We start from the raw sequence: 16,091 nt of genomic DNA on the forward strand, positions 1-16,091 counted from the left end.
ATAGGCGAGACGCGCCCGTAAAAGTTAACCTTTATCCCACACGCCCGGTTCAAGCTGGGATTTCAGCTCGGGGAAACGCTTCGCGTCGAAAGTGGGCAATTGCCCCAGCTTGCGCTGGCGGTGGTAGTCGTTGGCCAGCCTCAGCGCCACGCGCGACAGCAGAAGGATCGCCGTCAGGTTGGTGATCGCCATCAGCGCCATCGAGGTGTCGGCCATTTTCCATACCACCGGCAGCTCGGCCAGCGCGCCAAACATCACCATGCCCAGTGCCGCGCAGCGGAAAATCGTCAACCCGGCCGGGTGGTTATGCTCAAGGAACACCAGATTGCTCTCGGCGTAGGCATAGTTGGCAATGATCGAGGTGAAAGCGAAAAAGAAAATGGCGATGGCGACAAACGGGGCTCCCCAACTGCCGACGGCGGCGGACAGCGCCCGTTGGGTCATATCTATGCCGCTGACGCTGGCTACCGGCTGATCCAGCACCCCGGACGAGAGAATTATCGCGGCGGTGGCGCTGCAGATAACGACAGTATCGATGAAGACCCCGAACATCTGCACATAGCCTTGCGAGGCGGGGTGCGGCGGGTAAGGTGACGCGGAGGCCGCTGCATTGGGCGCGGAGCCCATGCCGGCCTCATTGGAGAACAGACCGCGCTGAACGCCTTGGGCCATCGCCTGCGAAATGCCATAGCCGACGGCACCGGCCGCCGCTTCCTGCAGCCCGAAGGCACTCTTGAGCACCAGCGTTAGGATCGTCGACATCTGCTCAATATTGTGGCCAATCACCCAGAAAGCCAGCAGCAGATAAGCGCCGGCCATCAGCGGCACCACCCGTTCGGCCACGCGCGCGACGGAACGGATGCCGCCGAAGATCACGATGCCGCTCAGCAACACCAGGCCGATCCCCACGTGCAGCGGCTTCACGTTGAAAGCGACAGCGGAAGCCCGGGCGATGGAGTTGGCCTGGACGGCATTAAACACCAAGCCGAAGGCGATGATCAGGAAAAGGGAGAACAGCACGCCCATCCAGCGCATGCCAAGGCCCTTTTCCATATAGTAGGCCGGGCCGCCGCGGTAGTTGCCCTGATCGTCTTTGGTTTTGTAGAGCTGGGCGAGACTGCTTTCAACGAACGAGGTGGACATGCCGATAAACGCCACCACCCACATCCAGAAGATCGCCCCCGGGCCGCCGGCAGTGAGGGCTATCGCCACGCCGGTCAGGTTACCGGTCCCGACACGTGCCGCCAGGGTGGTACACAGCGCCTGAAAAGAGGAGATGCCTGCGCTGTCGCTTTTGTTGCTGTGCTTCAGCACCGAGAACATGTGGCTGAAATGGCGGACCTGAATAAAGCGGGTGCGCAGGGTGAAATAAATGCCCGTACCCAGCAGCAAATAAATCAGTACCGAATCCCACAAAACAGTGTTTATAAAATCTATCAGGTCCGTCACGGATCCCTCCTTGATGAAATTTACCGCACACCGCGCAGCATCCACCGCGGGTGAAAATACATTGAGTCAGTTTTTACAATAGCTTAGCTGAAATCAGCTGGGTTCAGATGAATTGAGATTTGTCTCAAGGCTCAGGATCTCTCGCCTCATTGGGCGCGAATTTAACATAATTCATTTCATCGATAGCACGTTATTGCCTTTTCATTAGCTCGGGAATGACGAAAGATATCTGCGTAAACGGTTGCTCGCCCAAGGAAAAAATCAACGCCGTCTGGCCGCGATTTTCCAGCCTTGCACCGGGCCTTGCGCATGTTATTATCAGGGCAGGGCATGGTTGAACGATGCCAAAAGTTCATGCACAAACGATGAGATAATGCCAACATGACCGATAAATTAACTTCCCTGCGCCAGCTCACTACTGTGGTTGCGGACACGGGCGATATCGCGGCAATGAAGCTGTATCAACCGCAAGACGCCACAACCAATCCTTCGCTGATCCTCAATGCAGCTCAAATTCCTGAATACCGTAAACTGATTGACGAAGCCATTGCCTGGGCGCGCGAGCAGAGCAGCGATCGCGAACAGCAGATCGCCGATGCCGCCGACAAGCTGGCCGTCAACATTGGTCTGGAAATCCTTAAACTGGTTCCGGGCCGCATCTCCACGGAAGTGGACGCACGCCTGTCCTACGACACCGTCGCCAGCGTTGCCAAGGCCAAGCGCCTGATCAAACTTTACAACGATGCCGGCATCAGCAACGATCGCATCCTGATCAAACTGGCTTCTACCTGGCAGGGCATCCGCGCAGCGGAGCAACTGGAAAAAGAAGGCATCAACTGTAACCTGACGCTGCTGTTCTCCTTCGCTCAGGCGCGTGCCTGCGCTGAAGCCGGCGTGTTCCTGATTTCTCCGTTCGTTGGCCGTATCCTCGACTGGTATAAAGCCAATGGCGACAAGAAAGAGTTCGCGCCAAACGAAGATCCGGGCGTGGTTTCCGTTACCGAGATCTACCAGTATTACAAAGAGCACGGTTACAAAACCGTGGTGATGGGCGCCAGCTTCCGTAACGTGGGTGAAATCATCGAACTGGCCGGCTGTGACCGTCTGACTATCGCCCCTGCGCTGCTGAAAGAACTGGCAGAGAGCGAAGGCGCACTGGAGCGTAAACTGGCTTATACCGGCGAAGTAAAAGCGCGCCCTGCTGCGCTGACCGAGCCTGAGTTCTACTGGCAGCACAACCAGGATCCAATGGCGGTTGAGAAACTGACCGACGGTATCCGCAAGTTTGCCGTAGACCAGGGCAAGCTGGAAAAAATGATCGCCGATCTGCTGTAATTACCGCAATCAGCGCGAAAAAGGTGGCTTAGGCCGCCTTTTTTTATGCTCGCCGCGCCCGGCGGTGGGCCAGACACTTTATACTCTCAGGATTAATAACAGGATGGGAAGTGAACCCATCAGGCTGTAGAGGTTACGCATGGACATATTACGTATTGGTTTGGTTTCTGTTTCCGACCGCGCTTCCGGCGGTGTTTACCAGGATAAAGGCATTCCGGCATTGGAAGAGTGGCTGACCGCCGCACTCGTCTCGCCCTTTAAACTGGAAACCCGTCTGATCCCCGATGAGCAGACGCTTATCGAACAGACTCTGTGCGAGCTGGTGGATGAAATGGGCTGCCACCTGGTGCTGACCACCGGCGGTACCGGCCCGGCACGGCGCGATGTGACGCCTGACGCCACCCTGGCGATAGCCGATCGCGTGATGCCCGGCTTCGGCGAGCAAATGCGCCAAATCAGCCTACACTATGTGCCAACGGCAATTCTTTCACGCCAGGTCGGGGCGATCCGCAAACAGGCGTTGATCATCAACCTGCCGGGGCAGCCGAAGTCGATCAAGGAAACGCTGGAAGGGGTGAAGGATGAGCAGGGCAAGACGGTGGTGCACGGCATTTTTGCCAGCGTGCCTTATTGCATCCAATTGCTCGAAGGGCCTTATGTGGAAACGCAGGCGGCGGTGGTAGCAGCATTTCGCCCGAAGAACGCACGCCGCGAGATAAACCTCTAAATTTCAGCGATCTGTGAGATTAGCTTCAGTCCGTCTGGTGTGAAAATAATTTGCCGCTATAGTAAGAATTCGTTTACAGAAAGCCTGCGGCTTTTATTTCTACAGCCTTTTCCGACGGTACCCTATGCCTCACGACAATAATCGCCGGTTAAACCGGCAAGACTACAAAACTCTGACGTTGGCGGCCCTCGGCGGTGCGTTGGAGTTTTATGACTTCATCATTTTCGTCTTCTTTGCCGCGGTGATGGGCGAGCTGTTTTTCCCGGCGGACATGCCGGAATGGCTGCGACAGGTGCAGACCTTCGGTATCTTCGCCGCCGGTTATCTGGCCCGGCCGCTGGGCGGCATCGTGATGGCGCATTTCGGCGATCGGGTTGGTCGCAAAAAAATGTTCAGCCTGAGCATTCTGTTGATGGCGTTACCGACGCTGGCGATGGGCCTGTTGCCCACTTACGCCAATATCGGCATTGCCGCACCGTTGTTACTGTTGTTGATGCGTGTGTTGCAAGGGGCGGCGATTGGCGGTGAAGTGCCGGGCGCCTGGGTATTTGTCGCCGAGCATGTGCCGCGCCGCCGTATCGGCTTCGCTTGTGGCACATTGACCGCCGGCCTGACCGTCGGCATCCTGCTGGGGTCGCTGGTCGCGACGGTGATCAACACCACCCTGAGCCAACAGACCATTCTCGACGGTGGCTGGCGTATCCCGTTCCTGCTCGGTGGTATCTTCGGGCTGGTGGCGATGTATTTGCGCCGCTGGCTGCAGGAAACGCCCATTTTCATCGAGATGCAGGCGCGCAAAGCGCTGGCCAAGGAGCTGCCGCTAAAATCCGTGGTGCTTAATCATCGCAAGGAAGTGGCGGTGTCTATGCTGCTCACCTGGTTGCTGTCCGCCGGTATCGTGGTGGTCATTCTGATGACGCCAACCTACCTGCAAAAACAGTTTGGCATCGCCCCGGCGCTGTCGCTACAGGCCAACAGCATCGCCACCATTATGCTGATTGCCGGCTGCATTGCCGCCGGGCTGTCGGCGGATCGCTTTGGCGCCAGCAAAACCTTTATCGTCGGCAGTCTATTGCTGGCCGGTTGCAGCTGGCTGTTCTATCAGACGGTGGGCGTGCACCCGGAAATGCTGTTTGCTTGCTATGCCCTGGTAGGCTTCAGCGTGGGGGTAGTGGGTGCGGTGCCTTATGTGATGGTGCGAGCCTTCCCGGCAGAAGTGCGGTTTACCGGGATTTCGTTCTCATACAATGTCGCATACGCTATTTTTGGCGGTTTAACCCCAATATTTGTCACGCTGATCATGAAGTTAACCCCGTTAGCCCCCGCTTACTACGTGCTGGCGTTGTCCGGTATCGGGCTGCTGCTGGGCATCTACCTGCACCGCGATTTAAACAGCGAAACCAAGGTGCAACGCGCCGGTTCCTACAGCTAAAAAAAAACCCTGCGACGCAGGGTTTTTTGTTTCAGGCCAAAGGCAATTACGCCGTCGCCGGAACAGGCTCCGCACCTTTGGCAGTCACTGCGCCAATCGGCAGCACCGTACGGCCAAACTGCTCGTTGAGCACTTCCGCCATGGCCAGGTAAATGGCGCTGGCGCCGCAGATCACCCCTTCATAACCGGCAAAGGTCAGCAGCGCAGGGTTGCCGGTGATGTTGCCAATCGCCAACAGGGCGAACAGCAGCGTCAGGCTGGCAAAGATGAATTGCAACGCACGATTGGCGCACAGCGTGCCGAAGAACATGAACAGGGTGAAAACGCCCCACAGCGCCAGGTAAATGCCCAGCACGGTAGCGTCGGTCGGTTCGGCCAGGCCCAGGCGTGGCAGCAGCAGAATGCCGACCAGGCTCAGCCAGAAGCTGCCGTAAGAGATAAAGGCGGTCATGCCGAAGGTGTTGCCCTTCTTGTATTCCAGCAGGCCGGCCATAATCTGGGCCAGGCCACCGAAGAAAATCCCCATGCTGATGATGACGGAAGTCAGTGGGAAAAAGCCCGCGTTGTGCAGGTTCAGCAAGACGGTGGTCATCCCGAAGCCCATCAGGCCGAGAGGGCCGGGATTTGCCAACTTGTTGGTGTGCATATGTCCTCTGCGATAACAGAAAATTAACGGAAATAGCTAAGTAAATTCATAAATGGTCTGAATGGCCGAAAAAACCGTAACTTCCATCAGAGCGCGCGGCATCATAATGATCCCCTGAGCAGGAAACAATGATCTGAGTGACGATAAAAAAGAAATTTTTTTCACCTTGCCCCTTGATGCTGAGTGGGATGGCCCCATCTTATTTGCAACCGCAGTTGCTGACCGCGGGAAAGACTGAGATAGCGGGCAGTTGAAAAGCAAAAAATCGCCCGCATATAGGTTAGCAACCTGACCGATTATGAATTTATTAGTGGAGACGTTTAGATGGGCAAAATTATTGGTATCGACCTGGGGACTACCAACTCCTGCGTAGCAATTATGGATGGTGGTAAGGCGCGCGTGCTGGAAAACGCCGAGGGCGACCGCACAACTCCTTCTATTATCGCCTACACCCAAGACGGTGAGATTCTGGTTGGTCAGCCGGCTAAGCGTCAGGCTGTGACTAACCCACAAAATACCCTGTTTGCGATCAAGCGCCTGATTGGCCGTCGTTTCCAGGACGAAGAAGCACAGCGTGATAAAGACATCATGCCGTACCAAATCGTGGCCGCGGATAACGGCGACGCTTGGATCGAAGTGAAAGGCCAGAAAATCGCGCCTCCGCAGATTTCTGCTGAAGTGCTGAAGAAAATGAAGAAAACGGCGGAAGATTACCTGGGTGAACCGGTAACTGAAGCGGTTATCACCGTACCTGCCTACTTCAACGACGCACAGCGTCAGGCGACCAAAGACGCCGGCCGTATCGCAGGTCTGGAAGTAAAACGCATCATCAACGAACCGACTGCTGCAGCCCTGGCTTACGGCCTGGACAAAGAAGTCGGCAACCGCACCATCGCGGTTTATGACCTGGGCGGCGGTACTTTCGATATTTCCATTATCGAAATCGACGACGTTGACGGCGAAAAAACCTTCGAAGTTCTGGCAACCAACGGTGATACCCACCTGGGTGGCGAAGACTTCGACAGCCGTCTGATCAACTATCTGGTTGAAGAGTTCAAGAAAGAACAGGGCATGGATCTGCGTAAAGATCCGCTGGCAATGCAGCGTCTGAAAGAAGCCGCAGAGAAAGCGAAGATTGAGCTGTCTTCCGCTCAGCAGACCGACGTCAACCTGCCGTACATCACGGCAGACGCGAGCGGCCCGAAACACATGAACATCAAAGTGACCCGCGCCAAACTCGAGTCGCTGGTTGAAGATCTGGTTGCTCGTTCCATCGAGCCACTGAAAGTTGCGCTGAAAGACGCAGGCCTGTCGGTTTCCGACATTCAGGACGTGATCCTGGTGGGCGGCCAGACCCGTATGCCAATGGTTCAGAAGAAAGTCGCTGATTTCTTCGGTAAAGAACCGCGTAAAGACGTTAACCCGGACGAAGCCGTTGCGGTAGGTGCTGCGGTACAGGGCGGCGTGTTGGCCGGTGATGTGAAGGACGTTCTGCTGCTGGACGTTACCCCGCTGTCGCTGGGTATCGAAACCATGGGCAGCGTGATGACTCCGCTGATCACCAAAAACACCACCATCCCGACCAAGCACAGCCAGGTGTTCTCTACCGCTGAAGACAACCAGTCTGCGGTAACCATCCATGTGCTGCAGGGTGAGCGTAAACGCGCTAACGATAACAAGTCGCTGGGCCAGTTCAACCTGGACGGCATCCAGGCTGCTCCACGCGGTATGGCGCAGATCGAAGTGACCTTCGACATCGACGCCGACGGTATTTTGCACGTGTCTGCCAAAGACAAGAATACCGGCCGTGAGCAGAAAATCACCATCAAGGCTTCTTCTGGTCTGAACGAAGAAGAAATCCAGAAAATGGTGCGTGATGCCGAACTGAACGCCGAAGCTGACCGTAAGTTCGAAGAGCTGGTGCAGACCCGTAACCAGGCCGATCACCTGATCCACGGCACCCGTAAGCAGTTGGAAGAAGCAGGCGACAAACTGCCGGCGGAAGACAAAACGGCTATCGAAGCGGCGCTGAAAGATCTGGAAGTGGCGGTTAAAGGCGAAGACAAAGCCGAGATCGAAGCCAAGACCCAGGCGCTGGTGCAGGTTTCCGGCAAGCTGCTGGAAATGGCTCAGGCGCAGCAGGCTCAGCAAGGTGCTGATGCCGGTGCTGACAACGCGGCGCAGAAAGACGACGACGTGGTTGACGCTGAGTTCGAAGAAGTTAAAGACAAGAAATAATCGCCCTTAAGCGGGCACGTAACGGCCGTCAGGCCGTTACTGGAAACCAGCACGGGCGTCGAGGCAACTCTACGCCCGTGCACGCATGTTAAGGGTAAGAGAAATAATGGCGAAGAAAGACTATTACGAGATTCTCGGCGTCTCCAAGACGGCGGAAGAGCGTGAGATAAAAAAGGCGTATAAGCGCCTGGCGATGAAATACCATCCTGACCGCAACCAGGAGAAAGACGCCGAAGCCCAATTTAAAGAGGTTAAGGAAGCCTACGAGGTCCTGACCGACGCTCAAAAACGCGCGGCTTACGATCAGTACGGCCATGCCGCCTTTGAACAGGGCGGTATGGGTGGTGGTGGCGGGTTTGGCGGCGGCGGCGCCGACTTCAGCGATATCTTTGGCGACGTATTCGGCGACATCTTTGGTGGTGGCCGCCGTCAGCGCGCCAGCCGCGGTTCCGATCTGCGCTACAACATGGAGCTCTCCCTCGAGGAAGCGGTTCGTGGCGTTACCAAAGAGATCCGCATCCCGACGCTGGAAGAGTGTGGCGTATGTCACGGCAGCGGCGCGAAGCCCGGCAGTTCGCCGGTGACCTGTCCGACCTGTCATGGTCAGGGCCAGGTGCAAATGCGCCAGGGCTTCTTTACCGTGCAGCAGGCCTGTCCGCACTGTCATGGTCGCGGTCAGATCATTAAAGATCCTTGCAACAGCTGCCACGGCCACGGCCGGGTAGAGAAAGCCAAAACGCTGTCGGTGAAAATCCCGGCCGGCGTAGATACCGGCGACCGCATCCGCCTGGCGGGTGAGGGTGAAGCGGGTGAGCATGGTGCACCGGCGGGGGATTTGTACGTTCAGGTTCAGGTGAAAGCGCACCCGATCTTCGAGCGTGAAGGCAATAACCTGTACTGTGAAGTGCCGATTAACTTCGCGATGGCAGCATTGGGCGGCGAGATTGAAGTGCCGACGCTGGATGGCCGCGTGAAGCTGAAAGTGCCTGCGGAAACCCAGACCGGCAAACTGTTCCGCATGCGCGGCAAGGGCGTCAAATCTGTGCGTGGTGGCAGCCAGGGCGACCTGCTGTGCCGCGTGGTGGTGGAGACCCCGGTTAACCTGAACGACAAGCAGAAGCAGTTGTTGAAAGAGCTGGAAGAGAGCCTTGGTGGCCCATCCGGCGACAAAAACAGCCCGCGTTCGAAGACCTTCTTCGACGGCGTGAAAAAGTTCTTTGACGACCTGACGCGTTAATCTGCTGTTTACGTTAGCGTAATACATAAAACCCCGGCGTCGAATCCGGGGTTTTTTATTGATTTTCGGATCTCAACGTCCCCTCATTAGAATGTGACTTACATCGTTAATTGATCGGTTTTTACGATGTTAATAGCATTTATAAACGTGTTTTATCGAGTTAAAACGGCGTCTATACTCATTCCATTACTTTGTCTGAGGGGCGGTTTCTATAAGCCCCGCAATGCTGTGGAGAGACGTATTGTGACCAACATTATTCGTCAGTTTTTACGTCAGGAAGCCGCGGGCGGCATTATCCTGATTGTGGCCGCGATTATCGCGTTGATCATGGCCAACACCCCGGCTCAGGGGATTTATCACGCTTTTCTCGATTTACCTGTCATGGTGAAAATCTCCTCGCTGGAGGTTGGCAAACCCTTGTTGCTGTGGATTAACGATGGCCTGATGGCGATATTTTTCCTGGTGGTTGGGCTGGAAGTTAAGCGTGAGTTGATGGAAGGCTCATTGGCCGGGCGTGACAAGGCGGTATTTCCGGCGATCGCCGCGTTGGGCGGTATGCTGGCGCCGGCGCTGATTTATTTGATGTTCAACGGCGCGGATGAGGTCACCCGTCAGGGCTGGGCGATCCCGGCGGCAACCGACATTGCGTTCGCCCTTGGGGTTATGGCGCTGTTGGGGAACCGCGTTCCCACCAGCCTGAAGGTGTTCCTGTTGGCGCTGGCGATTATCGACGACCTGGGCGTGATCGTGATTATCGCGCTGTTCTATACCCATGAAGTGTCGATGACGGCGCTGGGCGTGGCTGCGGCTTCCATTGCCGTGCTGGCGTTGATGAACTGGCGCGGCGTGGGGAAAACCTCGCTCTATATGTTTGTCGGCCTGGTGTTGTGGGTGGCGATCCTCAAGTCCGGGGTGCATGCGACGCTGGCTGGGGTGATCGTCGGCTTTATGATACCGCTGCATGTGAAAAAGGGGCCGTCGCCGTCAGAGACGCTGGAGCATGGGCTGCACCCCTGGGTGGCGTTCCTGATACTGCCGCTGTTTGCCTTTGCCAACGCCGGTGTTTCATTGCAGGGCGTGTCGCTGAGCGGGCTGACTTCGCTGTTGCCAATGGGGATTACAGCGGGGCTGTTTATCGGTAAGCCCTTGGGTATCTTCACTTTTAGCCTGCTCGCCGTGAAGCTGGGCATTGCCCGTCTGCCTGAAGGAATTGGTTTCAAACAGGTGTTTGCTGTTTCTGTGCTCTGTGGTATTGGTTTCACCATGTCGATCTTCATCGCTTCGCTGGCTTTTGGCGATGCGGATGTTGCATTAAGCACCTACTCGCGGCTGGGTATCCTGATGGGTTCCACCACCGCGGCGGTAGTGGGATACGGTCTGTTGCGTCTGTCGTTACCTCGAGTCAGATAACTCTTTTAGGGGATCCCCTGTTGATGGGGACACACTACAATAGCTGGTCGGAGTTGTTCAGTATAAAATATGTTCAACTTCGACCATTCTGTTTAGGACGAATGCAGCAACAGGTTGTCTGAAACATTACAAGGACATTAATCGCTCATCACGGCAGGCCTTTTGCCGATGCGAAACGTTAAGGAGAGCACCTCGTGAGGATGTCGCATATCAACTTTAATCACCTTTACTACTTCTGGCAGGTCTGCAAAGAAGGTTCGGTGGTCGGTGCCGCCGAAGCGTTGTTTCTGACGCCGCAGACCATTACCGGCCAGATCAAGGCGCTGGAAGAACGTTTGGACGGCAAGCTGTTCAAGCGTCAGGGGCGTGGGCTGGTGCCTTCAGAGCTGGGGCAGCTGGTTTTCCGTTATGCTGACAAGATGTTTATGCTCAGCCAGGAAATGCTGGATATCGTCAACTATCGCAAAGAATCGAATCTGCTGTTCGACGTGGGGGTGGCGGATGCGCTGTCAAAACGTCTGGTGAGTCAGGTTCTGGAAACGGCGGTGGTGGTGGACAACGAGCAAATCCACCTGCGTTGCTTTGAATCAACGCATGAGATGTTGTTGGAACAGCTCAGCCAGCACAAACTGGATATGATCCTGTCAGACTGCCCGGTGGATTCCAGCCAGCAGGAAGGGTTGTTTTCGCTCAAGCTGGGCGAGTGCGGCATTAGCTTCTTCTGCCGCCAGCCGGCGCCGGACCTGCCGTTCCCTGCTTGTCTGGAGCAGCGCAAGCTGTTGATCCCCGGCCGCCGTTCGATGCTGGGGCGTAAACTGCTCAACTGGTTTAACACCCAGGGTATCCAGGTGGAAATTCTGGGCGAGTTTGATGATGCTGCACTGATGAAGACATTTGGCATGTACCACAACGCGATCTTCGTTGCGCCGACTTTGTATGCGCAGGACACTTATAACGATGATGACGTGGTGGAGATTGGGCGTATAGATAGCGTACAGGAAGAGTACTACATCATCTTTGCCGAGCGCATGATCCAGCATCCGGCGGTACAAAGGGTGTGTAACAAGGATTTCTCGGCGCTGTTTGCTTACTAGATAGAACGGGTATTGCAGACGTAAAAAAACCGGCCTGAGCCGGTTTTTTTTATCAAGCAGACAACACTAATGCTTATTGCATTGCGTTGATGCGCGCCGACAAGTTTGACTTATGACGTGCTGCTTTATTTTTGTGGATCAGACCTTTAGCAGCCTTGCGGTCCACGATTGGTTGCATTACGTTGAATGCGTTTTGTGCTACTTCTTTGTCGCCAGCTACGATTGCCGCTTCTACTTTCTTGATGTAGGTACGCATCATTGAACGACCACTAGCGTTGTGCTTGCGGCGTTTCTCAGACTGTACGGCGCGTTTCTTAGCTGATTTGATATTAGCCAAGGTCCAACTCCCAAATATATTCTATTGAGGACAATTCGAAGGCCGAGGAATATGCCCTTTTGGCCTGCGTTTGTCAATGAATTTGTGCAAATAAGCGCCGTTTGTACGGGCGGCACTTGCTACGTTGTGATGGCGCAGGATTTTACCAGCTTCGGTCATGGGAATACAGTCTTTCGCGAGAAAATTCGCCAATGATTTGTCGCCTTGGTCGCAAGCCATTGGCTGTAGTCGGTAATCGCGTTTATAGCACCGGATAAACTGCGGTCTGGGCGTTTCACCTGCAGATTATCTCCGGTATGGTATGTCTATTACATAAAGGCACCAATCGCGGGTTAACCTTAACCGCTGTACAAGGTATAATCCGGCGATTTCCACTGTTTTGAGCCAGCTATGCAGCTAATTCGCGGCGTTCACAATATCCGGGCACGTCACCATGGTTGCGTGCTCACCATCGGCAACTTTGACGGCGTACACCGCGGTCACCAGGCGTTGCTGGAGCAGCTGAAGCAAGAAGGGCAGCGTCTGGGGTTGCCCGTGATGGTCATGATCTTTGAGCCACAGCCGCTGGAAATGTTTGCAGCGGACAAGGCGCCGGCCCGGCTCACGCGTTTGCGTGACAAGGCCAAATACCTGGCACAGGCGGGGGTAGATTACCTGCTGTGCGTCAAGTTTGATCCGCGTTTCGCCGCCAATACCGCCCAGGCGTTCGTCGCCGAACTGCTGGTGGAAAAGCTTGGCGTGAAATTCCTGATGGTCGGGGATGATTTTCGCTTTGGCGCAGCCCGCCAGGGCGATTTTCCGTTATTGCAAAAAGCCGGAGAAGAATACGGCTTTGAGGTGATCAGTACGCCGACCTTCCGCGAAGGCGATCAGCGTATCAGCAGCACGGCCATTCGCAATGCGCTGCGCGATGATGACCTGGCGCAGGCGGAAACGCTGCTGGGCCATCCGTACAGCATTTCTGGCCGGGTGGTGCACGGCGATGAACTGGGCCGCACCATTGGCTTCCCAACCGCCAACCTGCCGCTGAAGCGCCTGGTTGCGCCGGTGAAAGGGGTTTATGCGGTGGATGTTTATGGTCTGGGCCCTGAACCGCTCCCTGGCGTGGCCAATATCGGCACGCGCCCGACCGTTGCCGGCGTGCGACAGCAACTGGAAGTCCATCTGCTGGATGTCACAATGGATCTTTACGGGCGCCATATTGACGTGGTGCTCCGCGCGAAATTGCGCAATGAACAGCGTTTTGCTTCGCTCGATGCGCTGAAGCAGCAAATCGCCAATGATGTGGTGACGGCCCGGAAGTTCTTCGGGCTACAGACACCGGTTTAATCTCTATAGCCGAAAACGGAACCGAGAATCTAATGAGTGACTACAAGAATACCCTGAACTTGCCGGAAACAGGGTTCCCGATGCGCGGCGATCTCGCCAAGCGTGAACCTGGCATGCTGCAACGTTGGTATGAACAGGATCTGTACGGGATGATTCGTACTGCCAAAAAGGGCAAAAAATCCTTCATTTTGCATGACGGCCCTCCGTATGCGAACGGCAGCATTCACATTGGTCACTCGGTTAACAAGATTCTCAAAGACATCATTATCAAGTCTAAAGGGATGTCCGGTTTCGACTCGCCTTATATTCCGGGTTGGGACTGCCATGGTCTGCCGATCGAACTGAAAGTAGAGCAGCTGTACGGTAAGCCGGGCGAGAAACTTACGCCGGCGGAATTCCGTCAGAAATGCCGCGAGTACGCCGCTGAGCAGGTTGAAGGCCAGAAGAAAGACTTCATCCGTCTGGGCGTACTGGGCGACTGGGATCACCCGTACCTGACCATGGACTTCAAAACCGAAGCCAACATCATCCGCGCGCTGGGCAAAATCATCAGCAACGGTCACCTGCTGAAAGGCGCCAAGCCGGTGCACTGGTGTACCGACTGCGGTTCTTCGCTGGCGGAAGCGGAAGTTGAGTATTACGACAAAACTTCGCCGTCAATCGATGTGGCTTTCCACGCGGTTGACGCGGCTGCCGTGGCGGCCAAATTTGGCGTGACCCACTTTAACGGCCCGGTTTCTCTGGTGATCTGGACCACGACGCCGTGGACATTGCCGGCTAACCGCGCTATCTCCCTGCACCCAGAGTTTGCTTATCAGTTGGTACAGGTAGAAGGCCAGTGCCTGATCCTGGCGGCCGAACTGGTCGAGAGCGTGATGAAACGCGCCGGCATCAGCGCGTGGACCGTGCTGGGCAGCTGTAAGGGCGCCGATCTGGAGCTGTTGCGCTTCGAACACCCGTTCATGGGCTTCGACGTGCCGGCAATCCTCGGCGATCACGTCACGCTGGACGCCGGTACCGGTGCGGTGCATACCGCGCCTGGCCACGGCCCGGACGACTTCGTGATCGGCCAGAAATACGGTCTGGAAGTGGCCAACCCGGTAGGGCCGAACGGCTGCTACCTGACCGGCACCTACCCGCTGCTGGACGGCAAGTTCGTGTTCAAGGCCAACGATCTGATCGTTGAGCTGTTGCGTGAGAAAGGCGCACTGCTGCACGTGGAAAAACTGCTTCACAGCTATCCTTGCTGCTGGCGCCACAAAACGCCGATCATCTTCCGCGCTACCCCGCAATGGTTCATCAGCATGGATCAGAAAGGCCTGCGTCAGCAGTCGCTGGAAGAGATCAAAGGCGTGCAATGGATCCCTGAATGGGGCCAGGCACGTATCGAAACCATGGTCGCCAACCGCCCGGACTGGTGCATTTCGCGTCAGCGTACCTGGGGCGTGCCGATGTCGCTGTTTGTGCACAAAGACACTGAGCAGTTGCACCCGCGCAGCGTAGAGCTGATAGAAGAAGTGGCGAAACGCGTTGAGCAGGACGGCATTCAGGCCTGGTGGGATTTGGATGCGGCCGATATCCTCGGCGCTGACGCTGCCGACTACATGAAAGTGCCCGATACCCTGGACGTGTGGTTCGACTCAGGTTCGACCCACTCTTCGGTAGTGGACGTGCGCCCTGAGTTCAACGGCCACGGCGCCGACATGTATCTGGAAGGTTCCGATCAGCATCGCGGCTGGTTCATGTCATCACTGATGATCTCTACCGCCATGAAGGGCAAAGCGCCTTATAAAGAAGTGCTGACCCACGGTTTCACCGTTGACGGTCAGGGCCGCAAGATGTCCAAGTCGATCGGCAACACCATCAGTCCGCAGGACGTGATGAACAAGCTGGGTGGCGACATTCTGCGTCTGTGGGTGGCGTCTACCGATTACACCGGCGAGATTGCGGTTTCCGATGAAATCCTGAAACGCTCCGCCGATTCTTACCGCCGTATCCGCAACACCGCGCGCTTCCTGCTGGCCAACCTGAACGGGTTCGAGCCGAGCACCGACTGCGTGGCACCGGAAGAAATGGTGGTGCTGGATCGCTGGGCGGTCGGCCGTGCGCTGGCGGCGCAGCAGGATATCGAGCAGGCTTACGCCAACTACGATTTCCATGAAGTGGTGCAGCGTCTGATGCAGTTCTGTTCGGTCGAGATGGGCTCCTTCTACCTGGACATCATCAAGGATCGTCAGTACACCGCGAAGAGCGACAGCGTCGCCCGCCGCAGCTGCCAGACCGCGCTGTTCCACATCGCGGAAGCGCTGGTACGCTGGATGGCGCCGATCATGTCGTTCACTGCCGATGAAATCTGGGGCTTCCTGCCGGGCAAGCGCGCGCAGTACGTGTTCACTGAAGAGTGGTACGACGGCCTGTTCGGTCTGGCCGAAGGCGAAAGCATGAACGATGCCTTCTGGGCCGAACTGCTGAAAGTCCGTGGCGAAGTGAACAAGGTGCTGGAACAAGCGCGGGCCGATAAGCGCCTTGGCGGTTCTCTGGAAGCGGCGGTCACGCTGTATGCCGACAGCGAGCTGGCTGAGCGTCTCAATAGCCTGCAAGACGAATTGCGCTTCGTGCTGCTCACCTCGGCGGCGCGCGTTGCGCCTCTGGCCGATGCGCCGGCGGATGCGCAGGCGTCGGAACTGGTGAAAGGTCTGAAGATTGCCTTCAGTACTGCAGAAGGCGAGAAGTGCCCGCGCTGCTGGCATTACACCACTGACATCGGCCTGGTGGCGGACCACGCAGACATCTGTGGCCGCTGTGTGATCAACGTAGCCGGCGACGGCGAAAAGCGTAACTACGCCTGAGAACAAGT

The 16,091-nt window shown here is 56.2% G+C and carries 12 protein-coding genes; 9 read left to right on the forward strand and 3 right to left on the reverse strand.

What is annotated here, in order from left to right; all coding sequences use genetic code 11:
* Positions 1 to 24 precede the first annotated feature (24 nt).
* Entirely contained in the window at positions 25 to 1,449 is a 1,425-nt protein-coding gene (locus SPL01S_RS07535) for an alanine/glycine:cation symporter family protein (protein ID WP_063198655.1), read from the reverse strand.
* 381 nt (positions 1,450 to 1,830) lie between these two features.
* Here SPL01S_RS07535 and tal point away from each other — a divergent pair, with 381 nt between their 5' ends.
* The 3 genes from tal to SPL01S_RS07550 all read left to right on the forward strand — a co-directional run bounded on the left by tal (position 1,831) and on the right by SPL01S_RS07550 (position 4,943).
* Positions 1,831 to 2,784, forward strand: a complete 954-nt coding sequence (gene tal, locus SPL01S_RS07540) for a transaldolase (RefSeq protein ID WP_013811442.1) — start codon at positions 1,831 to 1,833, stop codon at positions 2,782 to 2,784.
* Between the two features lie 139 nt (positions 2,785 to 2,923).
* On the forward strand, positions 2,924 to 3,511 hold the full coding sequence (gene mog / locus SPL01S_RS07545; protein WP_004950007.1) for a molybdopterin adenylyltransferase: 588 nt from the start codon (positions 2,924 to 2,926) through the stop codon (positions 3,509 to 3,511).
* A gap of 124 nt (positions 3,512 to 3,635) precedes the next feature.
* Complete coding sequence (locus SPL01S_RS07550) at positions 3,636 to 4,943, forward strand: MFS transporter (protein ID WP_004950009.1); 1,308 nt, start codon at positions 3,636 to 3,638, stop codon at positions 4,941 to 4,943.
* A 46-nt stretch (positions 4,944 to 4,989) separates the two neighbouring features.
* Here the strand turns inward: SPL01S_RS07550 and satP are convergent, their stop codons facing one another.
* Complete coding sequence (satP, locus tag SPL01S_RS07555) at positions 4,990 to 5,589, reverse strand: acetate uptake transporter (protein ID WP_063198657.1); 600 nt, start codon at positions 5,587 to 5,589, stop codon at positions 4,990 to 4,992.
* 324 nt (positions 5,590 to 5,913) lie between these two features.
* On the opposite strand from satP, the gene dnaK reads away from it, so the two are divergent.
* The 4 genes from dnaK (at position 5,914) to nhaR (ending at position 11,568) form a co-directional block, all read left to right on the forward strand.
* Positions 5,914 to 7,827, forward strand: coding sequence for a molecular chaperone DnaK (dnaK, locus tag SPL01S_RS07560; protein WP_004950026.1), 1,914 nt, complete (start codon positions 5,914 to 5,916; stop codon positions 7,825 to 7,827).
* A gap of 106 nt (positions 7,828 to 7,933) precedes the next feature.
* Positions 7,934 to 9,064: a molecular chaperone DnaJ gene (gene dnaJ, locus SPL01S_RS07565; protein WP_006323543.1), complete on the forward strand. Its 1,131-nt coding sequence runs from the start codon at positions 7,934 to 7,936 to the stop codon at positions 9,062 to 9,064.
* Between the two features lie 243 nt (positions 9,065 to 9,307).
* On the forward strand, positions 9,308 to 10,474 hold the full coding sequence (gene nhaA, locus SPL01S_RS07570; protein ID WP_062869594.1) for a Na+/H+ antiporter NhaA: 1,167 nt from the start codon (positions 9,308 to 9,310) through the stop codon (positions 10,472 to 10,474).
* 194 nt (positions 10,475 to 10,668) lie between these two features.
* Positions 10,669 to 11,568 (forward strand): transcriptional activator NhaR, encoded by a 900-nt coding sequence (gene nhaR / locus SPL01S_RS07575; protein ID WP_004950031.1) that lies wholly within the window; start codon positions 10,669 to 10,671, stop codon positions 11,566 to 11,568.
* A 73-nt stretch (positions 11,569 to 11,641) separates the two neighbouring features.
* Here the strand turns inward: nhaR and rpsT are convergent, their stop codons facing one another.
* Positions 11,642 to 11,905, reverse strand: coding sequence for a 30S ribosomal protein S20 (gene rpsT, locus SPL01S_RS07580; protein ID WP_006317535.1), 264 nt, complete (start codon positions 11,903 to 11,905; stop codon positions 11,642 to 11,644).
* A gap of 390 nt (positions 11,906 to 12,295) precedes the next feature.
* Here rpsT and ribF point away from each other — a divergent pair, with 390 nt between their 5' ends.
* Positions 12,296 to 13,234 (forward strand): bifunctional riboflavin kinase/FAD synthetase, encoded by a 939-nt coding sequence (gene ribF / locus SPL01S_RS07585; protein WP_004950032.1) that lies wholly within the window; start codon positions 12,296 to 12,298, stop codon positions 13,232 to 13,234.
* A gap of 32 nt (positions 13,235 to 13,266) precedes the next feature.
* A complete protein-coding gene (gene ileS / locus SPL01S_RS07590; RefSeq protein WP_063198660.1) occupies positions 13,267 to 16,083 on the forward strand; it encodes an isoleucine--tRNA ligase in 2,817 nt (938 codons plus the stop codon).
* Positions 16,084 to 16,091: the final 8 nt, after the last annotated feature.

This window comes from Serratia plymuthica NBRC 102599, assembly GCF_001590925.1.
GTDB classification, from domain to species: Bacteria; Pseudomonadota; Gammaproteobacteria; order Enterobacterales; family Enterobacteriaceae; genus Serratia; species Serratia plymuthica.

Bases quoted from the DNA above. Each gene is read 5' to 3' on its own strand.
- tal (WP_013811442.1), top strand. From the start codon at position 1,831: ATGACCGATAAATTAACTTCCCTGCGCCAGCTCACTACTGTGGTTGCG.
- mog (WP_004950007.1), top strand. From the start codon at position 2,924: ATGGACATATTACGTATTGGTTTGGTTTCTGTTTCCGACCGCGCTTCC.
- SPL01S_RS07550 (WP_004950009.1), top strand. From the start codon at position 3,636: ATGCCTCACGACAATAATCGCCGGTTAAACCGGCAAGACTACAAAACT.
- satP (WP_063198657.1), bottom strand. From the start codon at position 5,589: ATGCACACCAACAAGTTGGCAAATCCCGGCCCTCTCGGCCTGATGGGC.
- dnaK (WP_004950026.1), top strand. From the start codon at position 5,914: ATGGGCAAAATTATTGGTATCGACCTGGGGACTACCAACTCCTGCGTA.
- dnaJ (WP_006323543.1), top strand. From the start codon at position 7,934: ATGGCGAAGAAAGACTATTACGAGATTCTCGGCGTCTCCAAGACGGCG.
- ribF (WP_004950032.1), top strand. From the start codon at position 12,296: ATGCAGCTAATTCGCGGCGTTCACAATATCCGGGCACGTCACCATGGT.
- ileS (WP_063198660.1), top strand. From the start codon at position 13,267: ATGAGTGACTACAAGAATACCCTGAACTTGCCGGAAACAGGGTTCCCG.